The following is an 11,605-nucleotide window of genomic DNA, read 5'->3' as shown; positions in this document are numbered from 1 at the left end:
TTCTCAATCACCGAAAGACGCGATTTTACCGGGGTGTTCATGGGAGACCGTTACTTCCTCAAGGGAGCATGAAAAGTGTTAAGGCCACGGCCGTCGACCGAAGGCCAACCGGCAGCGTCCCAGGTGATCGGCAGGATCTTCAAGCGATGGAAGTCGTTGTCGGCCGCTTCGTATGCGTGCATGACGATGAAGTCCTTGCCGTCGAACTTGTAGACGCCCTGCCCGCCCCAGCCGGCCCACGCCTTGTTCTCCGATAGTAGCGGCGTGCCGCCACCGCTGGCCATATCGTGTCCGTCCTTGCCGAGATAAGGGCCGGTGATCTCCTTGGCGCGGCCGACCGCAACGCGATAGGTCGAGGCCTTGCCGCGGCAGCAATATCCGGTCGATACGAAGAGATAGTAGTAGTCGCCATGCTGGAACAGGAACGGGCCTTCGATGGCACCGTCGCCGGGATTGCGGGCATCGGGCGCGCTGCTGCGCGGTCGTGCCGCCAGCGTGTGCCAGCTTTCGGGCTCGGCAAGACCGGTCCAATCCGAATTGAGCTTGACCAGCTTGATGCCCGACCAGAACGAGCCGAACGTCATCCAGCCTTCGCCTTTGGCATCAACGATCACGTTGGGATCGATGGCATTCCAGTCGTCGCGCCCGGCGACCGAGCGGATCACGATGCCTTTATCGTCCCATTTATAATCGGGCGAAGCCGGATCGAGCGTCTTGTTCACCGTCACGCCGATCGCCGAGTCGTTCTTGCCGAAGCCCGACACCGAATAATAAAGATAGTATTTGCCGTCGTGCCGCACCACATCGGGCGCCCACACATGTCCATTGAACCCGGCCGCCACACCCCGGCCCCAAGCCGGCTCGCCCGCAAACACGCGTCCGCCCGCGACCCAATGCACCCGGTCCTTCGAACTGTAGAACGGTATCCCAGGCCCCGTGCTGTAAAGGTAATACCGGCCTCCATCAGTCCCCATCGCGGGATCGTGAATGTCGACTTCGGAAGACGATTGGGCCCAGCAGATGCCGCCCAGAGCGGCGGCAATGAGGATTGCTACGGTGCGTTTCGGGTTCATGTCGATCTCCGCAGTTATTGGCTGCTAACCCGGCAGCTTTGACCCTGCGCCTACAATAGCAAAAGAAAGAGACGGCAGTCGGACCATTCGCATCGGGCCAAATGCCGCCTCAGAGTCAGGGGGGAATATGTGGGACCCGATTTCCGTCCGCCTTCCGGGAGAGAAGTGGAGGCCGGCCGAATCTCGCCATCCCGCATCGTCGCGCAGAGAACACGAGACCCGGCCGCGCGACACGGCCGGGTCTCCACTCGTCAGTTGGTCGAGTAGTGCAAACCAACCGAGAATGTCCGGCTGAACAGAGCTCGGCCGAAGTTGGTGACCGTCGGATTGCCCTGGCCGCCGCCGGCATAGTATTGCCGCTGGTCGCCTTTCAGCAGGTTCACCGCGTCGAACGTGAACATCACGTTGTCCCACGCCTTATAGCTGAGTTGGAAGTCCAGGCTCGATTCCGGCATGCGCCAAATGCCCAGCGGATTGGCGAAGTTCGCGGCTTCGTCGCCGTAGTAGAACTTCGAGCGCCAGACATAGGACAGGCGCGCGCCGATCGCGTCCTTTTCGTAGATCAACGTCGCATTGTACGAAGTGTTCGAGACGCCGATGAAGTTCTGGGTGATTTCCCTGACGATATTGCCAGCCGCGTCGGTGACCGGACGATTCTGCGACGAGCTGAGGATCGTCAAGCTGCCTTGGGCTCCAAGACCGTCAAGATACGACGGCAGATAGTCCGGGAAGTAGACAAAGCCCAGTTCCACGCCCTTCAAAGCGCCCTTCGACGCGTTCACCGGCATGTTGATGATGAAGTTGTTGGTGTTGTAGGTGTCGTAGATATCGGCGCCAGGAACGTTGACCACCATGTTCAACGGCAGAACAAGGCCCTGGATGTCACGCCGGAACAGCGTTCCATAGAGAGCGCTCGACGGCGCGAAATACCATTCCGCCGTCAGGTCGATGTTCTTGGAATGTGTCGGCTGCAGACTGGGGTTGCCCTGCGTTCCGGTGCCGTAGCCGATGTTGGTCACGTCGGAGTTGAGAATCCGCGTCGGATTGAGATCGGAGAAATTCGGGCGGCGCAAAGTCTCGCCGTAGTTAAACCGAACCTTGACGTCGTCCATCGGTTCGTACGCCAGCGTCGCGCTGGGCAGGAACTTCGCCGTGTAGGCCGAGCCGGCGCTCGATTCAACAATACCGGTCAAGAGATACTTGTCGCGGTTCCAGAAGGTCATCTGGTCCTTGACCTGCACGTAGCGCACACCGGCATTCAACGTCAAAGGACGGCCGAAGATGTCCTGTTCCAGATCGCCTTCCAGATAGGCGGAGGTGGTAACCTCGTCGATCTTGAAGTTCTGGAACATCGCACGACGGCGAGCATCCAAGATATTGCCGCCCCAGATCTGACGCAACTCGTCGCGATGATCCCAGATATAGCGGCCGTCGACATTGACCCAGGAACTCGGGACGTCGGCTTCGCCGTCGAAGAAATCGCTGTTGTAGTGCAAGATTTCCTTCGGCAACGAAGTGAGCGCCTGTCCGTGCCACTGATCGGCACCGCGATAGGCCTCGGTGGCGTTGCGATCGTCATAGCGCACGCCGAACCGAACGCGCTGCAGCGGACCGGCGATTCCCTTTAGGTCGTAAGACCCGTCGAACTGCGCTGTATACGCATTCCCTTTCTTGCGGCCGCCGTTATCCCACATGCCAGCGGTATTCCAATAGGACGGATCGGTGATGCGATTCTGGCCGTCGCCGAAATTGAGGGCGATATTGCCGCCGCCGGCATTGAAATCGACGTAGATGTCGGGAACGCCGCGATCGATGCGCATCGCGAAGAACTGCGTATCGAAAATGCTGGTCTGGAAGGACGCATCGGCCGTCAGACTGAGACGATCGCTGACGGTCCATTTCGCGTTCAACGCATAGACGTAGCTGTTGGTCTTCTCGACCGTCAGGTCGCCGCTGGTGAAGCCGTACACGTTCTTCACATGACGGGTCTTCATGACATTGGTGCCGTCATACAGCGTGATGCTGGTGGCCGGATCGACCGTTCCGCCAGGAGGGAAATCGCCCCACCAATCGACGAAGTTGAAGAACAGGTTGTTATATGTCTCGTTGCGATAGCCGTTGTACATAACTTCGAACGTGTACTCGGCATGCTCGTTCGGGGCCCACTGCACGGCCAGATTGGCGTTGGGGCGGGTACGCTTGCCGGTGAAGTCGCTCATGAAGACGGCGTCGCGCGACAGGTAATAGGGAAGATGCGTGCCGTCCGAGAGGGTCAGGTAGGAACCCGCCTTCTGTGACAGACCACCGGGCTGGCCGGGCTGCCACACCAGACCGTAAGCCGACAACGGTGCGCAGGACACGTTGTACGCGCCGCCGGAGCTGCAGTTCGTCTCGGCGCTGTAGGACGGCAGGATGCGCTGCAGCGCGTACCACGACATCGGGGCCAGCGTGCCCGTCGTCGTGGCCGCCGCGAACGGCACCAGGGCGCCCGGCGTTGCACTCTCGTCACGGAAGCGAACAACCGACCAGTTCACGTTGGCCAAAACGCCGATGTCACCAATGCCAGTCTTCCAGCGATCACTGATCAGCAGGCCGATGTTCGGATCGAACGAACCGCGAAATTCTTGATAGGTCTCGTTGACCTGCCCGGTCAACTTGAAGCCATCGAAATCGAACGGGCGATAGGACGCCACGTCGATCTGACCGGCGATACCGGTTTCGATCTGATTCGACTCACGCGTCTTGTAGACGTCGAGGCGCCGGACCAGCGTCGCCGGCATGTCTTGAACCGAGAAATACAGACCAGATGAGGTAAACAGCTTGCGGCCGTTCCATGTGGTTTCGACGTCCGGCAAACCGCGAATGTAAAGCGCGCCGACCTGTCCGCCGCCGCGATTGGTCACCTGCACGCCGCTCAGGCGCTGCAAGGCTTCAACCACGTTGTTGTCAGGCAGCTTGCCGATGTCCTCGGCGATGATCGATTCGACGACCTGGGTCGACTCGCGCTTGACATCCAGGCCCTGCGAAATTGTCGCGCGGATACCGGTCACGACGACGGTTTCCATCTGTGCGTCGGCCTGCGCAAATGCCGCCCCGGACATCAACGCCAACGTCGACACAGAATAAGCCAGTATCTTTTTCCCAAACATGCTGTTCCTCCCAGCGATATTTCTTGGTGCAGCGGAAGCCCCCGCTCGCATCGCCTGATAACTCAGACAAAAAATCTGGACCAGCTTCTTTCGGTATTTCCGTCTTCAGCATGCAAAAATTTGGACCGACTGTGACTGTTGTTGTCTGACCTATTGCGCCACACGATCCGCATCGACCGCTTATCGATTACTTCGACCGCTAATCGATAAAATCGCTTTGCTGCTTTCCGTTCTGGCAAAATCGCCCGCATACGAATGATGCGGAGACACGAGATGCACCTCATGGCAGCACTGTCCGGCAATATCGCGCAATCCGGTGCAACCCCGACGACTTTGCCCAATGCGGACGCTATCGGACACGCATTTCGCGGTTACCGAGAGGAGGTCGGTCGCACTACCGAAAGTTCAGCGGACATACACGCGCGGGAGCCTGCACACGAAACGGCGTCTCAACCGGGACGTAAGCGCCAGAAGCTACCCGGCCGCATCGCGCGCGATCTCGCGGCCGCAATTCTGTCGGGCGAATACAAGCCCGGTGACCGGCTGTTCGGGGAGATCGCCTTCAGCGACCGGTTGAATGTGTCCCGAGCCACCTATCGCGAAGCGATCCAGATTCTGGCTACCAAGGGCATGGTCAGTTCCAATCCGCGCGGCGGCACGATCGTCAACGACAAGTCGATGTGGCAGTTCCTCGATCCGGAAGTGTTGGATCTGCTGTTCGAAACCGGTCCCGAAAAGGAACTATTGCAGGACCTGCGCGAGCTTCTCGCCGTGCTGATGCCGAAAGCCGCCGCACTCGCCAGCCTCCGGCGATCCGACGTTATGCTTGCCCGCATGCAGACGGCATTCGATGCCATGCGCGCCGACGACGGCAATCAGCATGCTTGCCAGGACTTCCACTGCACGGTGTTCCAGGCGAGCGGCAACACCTACGTGACCTCATTGGCGCGAGGCCTGGCCGCCGCCATCGATGCGGCCCTTCGGTTCCAGCGCCAGAACGGTGCCAATTGGCAGGACCACGTCCGCGATCACTGGCGAATCCTGCAGGCAATCACCTTTCGCAGCGGCGAAGAGGCCGACCGGTACACTCATAATCTTATCGACCGCGCGTTTCTCGCCGGTGCGATGCGCAGCGCTTGACCCAGCCAAAACCTCGCGAATTGGACGGAGATCGCCCGGTGCAGCCACTTGCCTCGCTCCCAGCAAACAGCAAAATAGGACAATTGCGGGAGGGTACCGCTTTGCGGCAGCCCGGCGATCGCCGTCAGACGGTTCAACCCGCGTGGGCGAATGTTTTTCAATGGGGGGAGGCGCAGTTGAACAAGATGACCGGCACTCGCCCTATGATCGCCGTGATCGTCGCCGCCTACCTTTTGATAGCGACCAGCAACGGCATCGACTGGGTCAGCCGCGAACCAGCCGGCAAGGCGTTCTATATCGCCGCCTGGGAACTGCTCTACAACGGCAGCGCATGCCTCACCAACATCGCGATTTGCCTGATCTATGCCCGGCTACGGGAACGCGCCCATCCGGTCTGGTTGATCATCTCGCCGTTTCTTTTGTGCTTCTTCGGTGGAGCGGTATGGGTTCTGATCGCCCACTTCGCCATCAACCTTGTCGGTCTGCCGCACTGGATCGCGGTCCCGATGAACTGGGTTGCGCTGGTCTTCCAAGGCGGCCTTGCCAGCGGCACCACGTTGCTGCTGGTTTCATGCGTGGCGTTCGGCATCGACTACTGGCGCCAAGCGGGATTGGAACGGGAAAACGCGCGCGAAGCCAAGGCGCTGGCGCATCAGGCCCAGCTTCGCATGCTGCGCTATCAGCTCAACCCGCATTTCCTTTTCAACGCCCTCAATGCCATCCGCGGGCTTGTGCTCGAGGATCCGGCCAAGTCGCGGCGGATGATCACCGAACTGGCCGACTTCCTGCGCTATTCGCTCGACGGCCGCGGCGGCGAAGGAACCGTGGCGGACGAGATGGAAGCCATCGAGAACTATCTCGCCATCCAGCGCACCCGCTTCGAGCAGCAACTTGATGCCCAGATGCAGATCGATCCCGCCGCGCTCAACGTGTCGCTGCCGAGCTTCCTGATCCACCCGCTGGTAGAAAATGCGGTCAAGCACGGGATGAAGAGCGACGTCCTGCCGCTCCGGCTACGCGTGGAGATCACCCGGCACGAGCAGACATTGTCGATCCGTGTGTCGAACACCGGACGGCTGAACGCGCCTGCCTCCAACGAAGACACCGGCATCGGCCTGAAGAACATCCGCGAACGCCTGGCGCTGGCTTTTCCGGAGCGGCATTCATTCCGCCTTGACGAAAAGGACGGCTGGGTCACGGCCGAGATCGAGCTTCAGCTTGCGCCGGCGGGAACGCCGGCATGACGCGCCATTCGGCCCTGATCATCGACGACGAGCGGATCGCGCGCAACGAACTCGAATACCTCCTCAAGGACTATTCCGAATTCGAAATCGTCGGGCAGGCGGCTTCGATCCCGGAGGCGGCGGAGCGCATCGCGGCGCTCAAACCCGAACTTCTCTTCCTCGACGTACAAATGCCGGGCGCGTCCGGGTTCGAGTTGTTCGAGCGCGTTCACGTCGAGGCGTGGGTGATTTTCGTCACGGCCTATGAGGAATTCGCGCTCCGGGCCTTCGAGGTCAACGCGTTGGATTATCTGACGAAGCCCGTCAGACAGCAGCGCCTGCGCATGGCGCTCGACCGCTTCCTGCACCGGGTGCGGCCGGAAGCGCCGCCGATCGGACTGACGATGTCGGATTCGATCCTGCTGACGATCGACCGGCGGCCGCGTTTCGTGAAAGTGGAGAGCATTGACTGCATTCTGGCCGAGGGCGACTACAGCCAGGTGATCGTCGGCGGACACTCGCTGGGCATGGTGCTCAAATCGATGAAGGAATGGGAGAAGGCGCTGCCGGAGAACCATTTCTGCCGCATCCAGCGTTCGGCCATCGTCAATTGCGAGCACGTCACCCGGCTCGAGCAGCACGACAGCGGCGGCTATCTGGTCCACGTCCGCAATGTCGAAGCGCCGCTGATCATGAGCCGCCGCGCCGCCCGCCAATTCCGCTCCCGCTTCGCCATTTGAGAACCGAGCCATCGGCGGGTTGTCGATGGACCGCCAGAACGGGTAGGCTCCGCCTCCCCGTCGAACTTTCCCTTAGAACTAGAAATAATGAAATCGGACCAATCACATAGATTCTGTATCGCCCCCATGATGGAGTGTGCAGAGTATATTGTTATTTCAACGAGTTATTGATGGTCGTGCACACGGATTGCACACTCAGCGTTCGCCATTCCGACTACATCCGTTCGCATTCTGCACCGCACACGGCACTCCATGCATGATGCCTACATTCCCAATGCGAGCAGCAATCGTGGCTCAGTTATCTTCCGAGACCTGCACCGCTTCAGTGCCGTTTTGACTGCACACTTATCTATAATTCTATAACTCAGCTCCAGGGGCGAGAGCGGGCAACTGTGATGCCGCGCCGTTCGTTGGGCCACTTGCCTGAAACTGCGCAATAGAAATGATAAAGATCACCCTGCCACGTCATCAGAGCTGGCTTATGGGCGTGGGTTTCGTCAACCGATCCCGGCGGACCAACTTCAACGATGACTTCCGGAACTTTCTCGAAATGGAAAGGATCGCTGCCAAGCGCAAGCAGATCGCACGCATGTCCGGCGTTAGGCAGTCCGAAATAGTACATCGCCCATTGGCTACCCGCGCGAACCACCCATGGATTGCTGGCAAATCGCGCATCCCTGCTGTCTGCCGGACCGTTCCGAAGGATGGGATTGCCGCGACAGCGCGTCCAGGTTTTCAGATCTTTGGATGTGGCGACACCGGACTGTTCGTGCCATCGCGCACCTTTGTCCTTGGCGTTGTAGTAAAGAAAAAAGGTGTCGCCTACCTTGATAAGATAGGGCTTGTATAGACCTCCCGCTTCCCATTCCGCGCCGGGATCCGGTTCGAGAATAACGTCGCCACGCTCCCAATGCCGGAAATCATCGCTCCAAGCGAGCCCCATAAGCGCAGCCCCCTCTTCGTAGCCGGGACTGGGGTAAGCCTGCCAAACGCCGACATAACGGCCGTCGACCTTTTGAAGCTCGCAGGCCGAACCGAGCTCGGCGTCATGAAGAATGCATGACAGCGCCGCGTTATACCGGAAAACCTTCGATGATGGATCGCGAGGAAAAATCAATCCGGCCCGCTTCCAATGCAGAAGGTCGTCCGACACGGCGAGACCCGATTGATAACCGATGCCGTCGAAGCCGACGTGAAGCATGTAAAATCGGCCCTCGGCACGAAAGACAAACGGATCGTCAACGGCAAGTTTGTCGAAGCTGCCGTCGACACCGGATGCTTCCAGGATCAGCTTATTGAATTTGTATGGCGTGCGAAATGGCGCAAGAGCGTCAGCCGCCTCACCTCGCGAGCGACCAACCAAACCGGCGGCAGCGCATCCGGCGACGAGCCTGCGGCGCGTTAAATTCATTTGGAGCCTCATAAAAAAGGCCGGCGGTCCAGGAACTGAATCGCCGGCCAATCGTCCAGGGAGGATAATGTCCTGGATCGTGAAATTTACATCTTGTAACGCACGCCGAAGATGAACTGGCGGTCGTTGACGGTCGTGCTGGCGGGACGCGTGGTCGTGGTGAAGTATTGATCGATACGCGTATGCAGCAGGTTGGAGGCTTCCACCGACAAGCTAATGCTGTCGTTCAGGTCATAGCCGATTGATGCATCGAGCCAGCCATAAGCCTTGTTATAGGTCGCCGCAGTGCCGGCAAACTGGCCGGAAGCTGCGTACAACGAGTTGTAGTACGACGAACGCCAATTGTAGGCGATGCGCGCGTTGATCTTACCGATCTCATACATGCCGATCAGGTTGAAGCTGTGACGCGACAGGTATTGTAGCGGCGTGTTCAGACCAACCACCTGCGAAGGCGCTGACGAGTCGACGTAAGTATAGTTAGCCTGCAAGCCGAGACCGGAGAGGGGACCCGGAAGGAAATCGTACCACTGGGTGTACCCAACTTCGAAGCCACGCGCCTTGCCGTCGGAGGCATTGCCCGTGGATGTAATCGACCAATCCTGGCCGTCGATCCTCATCGGAACCACGCGGGTCGCCCAGAAGTTCTTAACTTCCTTGTCGAATGCTGCAAGATAGAGCGAATTCGCGCGACCGAAGTAGTACTCCAACGACAAATCGTAGGAGGTAGCTTGCATCGGTTTGAGGAAGGGATTGCCGCCGTTGCCGCTCAAGTTACCGGGCACCAGGGTCAAACCGGGGGCCATGCTCGAGAAGGACGGCAAGTTCAGCGTCTTCGAGAACGACGCGCGCAGCTTCAGATCGTCGGAGAGGTGCGCCGTGAAGTTGACCGCCGGCAGGAAGTCGGTCCGCGTGGTGTGCACATCAAGCGGCGAATAGACGACCGGGGAGCCTGACCCCAGGAAGCCGTGGATCGACGTATTGGTATTCATGATGCGACCACCGACCGTACCCGAAATCGGAACGAACAGTTCGGTTTCGATTTTGGCCTGCAGATAACCGGAGGTGATGCGCTCGGACTGCGTATAAGGTGCCTTCGGATCGACATACGGACGGTTGGTGTTACCAACAGCGTTCTGAACACCGGCGAGGTTCGAACGCATCATGTCCGGGTTGAAGGTCCAAATCGAGTTCGGCAGCGAGTAACCCGAAAAAACGCCACCAAATCCCAGGTTGTTGTACTGAACCATCCAGTTGGACAGTTCGGTCGCAGGCCGGGCCGCCATCGTGCCAACGAAGCGGATCGGCACGAAATCGTTGTCGCGGACAACGTAGCGAATGCCAGCGTCGATTTCCTTGATCGGGCCCCACTTGGCTTCGTATTGCGCATCAATCTTGGAGGCCAACTGGTTCGCATAGTACTGGTTCTCGTTGTAGGCGAGACCCGTGACCGTGTATGCCGCCAGACTGGTCAGATTAGCACCGGTAAAGCTGTACGACGGAACCGTCGTGGTCATGTCTTCCGACATACCGGTAGCCGGTGTCGTCGACGTCACGGCCGTATAGTAGAGATTGCTGCGGCTACGAACGTACTGGATCGATCCGCTGACCGTCAGCGCATTGTGGTTCCAGTTGCCGCCCAGAACGTAGTTCTGCACGATGTCATTGGTATCGCGCGAAACACCCTGCGTGCCGATGGTCATGGCGCCGGCAAAGCTGCCTTTGGCCAGGTCGTTCGTGCCAGGGAACACCGAGAATGAACCAGGGACAGAATTCGCGAAAGACGGATAGGCGTAGTAGACGTACTGGTTGGCGTAGGTCGAAAACTTCAAGTAGTTGGCGTCGAAATAGAAATCGAGGCTCGATGTCGGACGCCACTGGATCGATCCGTTAAGGCCGAAGCGATCGCGATGACCGTCCTGTGTCGGGTTCCAGAACCCCGTCGAAGTTGCAATCGACGTGCCGGGAATTGCGACGGTATTCCACGACGGCGAACCGGCCGAGTCGAAGCTCTGGTGGAAGGCGCGCTTCTGGAACGATGCATTGAGCAGAACACCAACTTCGCCGATACTCGTGTTCCAGCGGTCGGAGAACATCCCAGAGGCCTGCGGCTTCATGGAGCCGGCCAGATCGGCATAGGCAAACCGGACGTCGGCACTCACCTTCATGTCGTTGAAATCGAACGGACGCGCGGTGCGAACATTGATCAGACCGCCGAGACCGCCTTCGAGCTGGTCGGAGGTCGGGCTCTTGTAGACGTCGACGCCGGCCACAAGTTCGGCCGGAAGGTCCTGCAGGTTCAGGATGCGACTGCCGCCGGCGGTCATCACTTCCTGACCATTCAACGTGGTCTGAATCTGCTGCAGGCCGCGAATGGCGACGTTAGAGCCGCCTTCACCAAAGTCGCGCGTAACCTGAATGCCGGTGATGTGCTGCAAAGAATCGACGACGTTCATATCGGGGAACTTGCCGATATCTTCGGCAATGATCGAATCGACGATGGACGACGAATTCTTCTTGATGTTCATCGCGGACTCGAGGCTGGCCCGCATGCCGGAGACAACGACCGTTTCCATGGTGTCGTTCTCTTGTGCGAGAGCGGGAGCACATGCACCCGTCCCCACCAACACCGCCGCTCCGGCCAACAACGCGATTTTCAATTTCATTAGCTTGACCTCCCTACGCCAGCCCTTCCAATCATTTTCAGCCAGCTTTTGTCATATTAAGTCACCAGGCCCGTTTGTCTGACAAGCACAAATCGCACATTCCGCGTCATAAGACCATTTTTTGTGTTATAGCGTGGCTAAAATATCATATGATATGATATATGCCGCCAAGTTCTGGATATTATCCAATTAACGTGCTGTAAATA

Annotated in this window: 7 protein-coding genes; 3 read left to right on the top strand and 4 right to left on the bottom strand. The window is 58.8% G+C overall.

Annotated features, from left to right (window positions below):
• Positions 1-50: 50 nt before the first annotated feature.
• Positions 51-1,073 (bottom strand): family 43 glycosylhydrolase, encoded by a 1,023-nt coding sequence (locus tag FHS84_RS20275; RefSeq protein ID WP_166937356.1) that lies wholly within the window; start codon positions 1,071-1,073, stop codon positions 51-53.
• A 251-nt stretch (positions 1,074-1,324) separates the two neighbouring features.
• Positions 1,325-4,222, bottom strand: a complete 2,898-nt coding sequence (locus FHS84_RS20270; protein WP_166937355.1) for a TonB-dependent receptor — start codon at positions 4,220-4,222, stop codon at positions 1,325-1,327.
• A 282-nt stretch (positions 4,223-4,504) separates the two neighbouring features.
• Between FHS84_RS20270 and FHS84_RS20265 the strand changes: the two genes are divergently transcribed.
• The 3 genes from FHS84_RS20265 to FHS84_RS20255 all read left to right on the top strand — a co-directional run bounded on the left by FHS84_RS20265 (position 4,505) and on the right by FHS84_RS20255 (position 7,325).
• Positions 4,505-5,362 (top strand): FadR/GntR family transcriptional regulator, encoded by an 858-nt coding sequence (locus FHS84_RS20265; protein WP_166937354.1) that lies wholly within the window; start codon positions 4,505-4,507, stop codon positions 5,360-5,362.
• A gap of 185 nt (positions 5,363-5,547) precedes the next feature.
• Positions 5,548-6,606, top strand: a complete 1,059-nt coding sequence (locus tag FHS84_RS20260; RefSeq protein ID WP_243851258.1) for a sensor histidine kinase — start codon at positions 5,548-5,550, stop codon at positions 6,604-6,606.
• Positions 6,603-7,325: a LytR/AlgR family response regulator transcription factor gene (locus FHS84_RS20255; RefSeq protein WP_166937352.1), complete on the top strand. Its 723-nt coding sequence runs from the start codon at positions 6,603-6,605 to the stop codon at positions 7,323-7,325. The genes FHS84_RS20260 and FHS84_RS20255 overlap by 4 nt, the downstream gene beginning before the upstream one ends.
• Positions 7,326-7,689: 364 nt before the next feature.
• On the opposite strand, the gene FHS84_RS20250 is transcribed toward FHS84_RS20255, so the two are convergent.
• On the bottom strand, positions 7,690-8,736 hold the full coding sequence (locus FHS84_RS20250) for a glycoside hydrolase family protein (protein ID WP_166937351.1): 1,047 nt from the start codon (positions 8,734-8,736) through the stop codon (positions 7,690-7,692).
• A gap of 86 nt (positions 8,737-8,822) precedes the next feature.
• Positions 8,823-11,399 carry a TonB-dependent receptor gene (locus FHS84_RS20245; RefSeq protein ID WP_166937350.1) on the bottom strand — a complete coding sequence of 859 codons (2,577 nt, stop codon included), beginning with the start codon at positions 11,397-11,399 and terminating at the stop codon, positions 8,823-8,825.
• Between the last annotated feature and the right edge of the window lie 206 nt (positions 11,400-11,605).

The organism is Rhizomicrobium electricum, from assembly GCF_011762045.1.
In the GTDB taxonomy this organism is placed as follows: Bacteria; Pseudomonadota; Alphaproteobacteria; order Micropepsales; family Micropepsaceae; genus Rhizomicrobium; species Rhizomicrobium electricum.
Note: the sequence above shows the minus strand (reverse complement) of the source record. Positions and strands in the feature narration are given on the sequence as shown.

Bases quoted from the DNA above. Each gene is read 5' to 3' on its own strand.
- FHS84_RS20275 (WP_166937356.1), bottom strand. From the start codon at position 1,073: ATGAACCCGAAACGCACCGTAGCAATCCTCATTGCCGCCGCTCTGGGC.
- FHS84_RS20270 (WP_166937355.1), bottom strand. From the start codon at position 4,222: ATGTTTGGGAAAAAGATACTGGCTTATTCTGTGTCGACGTTGGCGTTG.
- FHS84_RS20265 (WP_166937354.1), top strand. From the start codon at position 4,505: ATGGCAGCACTGTCCGGCAATATCGCGCAATCCGGTGCAACCCCGACG.
- FHS84_RS20260 (WP_243851258.1), top strand. From the start codon at position 5,548: ATGACCGGCACTCGCCCTATGATCGCCGTGATCGTCGCCGCCTACCTT.
- FHS84_RS20255 (WP_166937352.1), top strand. From the start codon at position 6,603: ATGACGCGCCATTCGGCCCTGATCATCGACGACGAGCGGATCGCGCGC.
- FHS84_RS20250 (WP_166937351.1), bottom strand. From the start codon at position 8,736: ATGAATTTAACGCGCCGCAGGCTCGTCGCCGGATGCGCTGCCGCCGGT.
- FHS84_RS20245 (WP_166937350.1), bottom strand. From the start codon at position 11,399: ATGAAATTGAAAATCGCGTTGTTGGCCGGAGCGGCGGTGTTGGTGGGG.